This is a genomic window from Terrisporobacter mayombei (assembly GCF_020748465.1).
In the GTDB taxonomy this organism is placed as follows: Bacteria; Bacillota; Clostridia; order Peptostreptococcales; family Peptostreptococcaceae; genus Terrisporobacter; species Terrisporobacter mayombei.
The window spans coordinates 1-506 of the sequence record NZ_JAHZMP010000132.1; the positions used below are offsets into that span (position 1 = coordinate 1).

Here is a 506-nt window from a genome sequence, read left to right on the forward strand (position 1 = left end):
AACAAGCTCCTTCATAGGTTTTCCACAACAGAAAATAGGTACACCACCACTTTGTATCATTCCTACAAGATTTCCACAAGTCTCACATATAAAAAATTTTTGTTCGCTACACATAAACTCACCTCATTAATTATTTTTAGAATTTAAAAGCTAACCTACTTGGCTACATCTTTTACAATTATTACAAATCCCTTTAAAACTTATGTTATAAGATGTTATTTTTATGACTGTCTCCTCAGATATTAATTCTTTTAAATTATTAAGAACTTCAGATTCTAAATCGTATACCTCTCCACATACTTCACATATGATATGATAGTGATTATCTATTCTACCATCAAATCTATCTGGATACCCTGGAATACTAACCTTTTTTATAAAGCCATGTTCCGTTAGTTGAGATAAATTTCTATACACAGTTCCTAAGCTTAGATTTGGATTATCTTTTTTTAAGTTTTCATATAGGTAATCCGCAGTAGGATGAACCGGATTATTTAATATTTCAT

At 29.6% G+C, this 506-nt stretch carries 1 protein-coding gene and 1 pseudogene; both read right to left on the reverse strand.

Annotated elements, in window-relative coordinates; translation table 11 throughout:
- Positions 1–114 (reverse strand): annotated as a pseudogene (locus tag K0039_RS23180) (desulfoferrodoxin); the annotation flags it as partial.
- A 36-nt stretch (positions 115–150) separates the two neighbouring features.
- Positions 151–506 (reverse strand): Fur family transcriptional regulator (locus tag K0039_RS20730; RefSeq protein ID WP_228106824.1); only part of this gene is annotated, 356 nt, incomplete at its 5' end.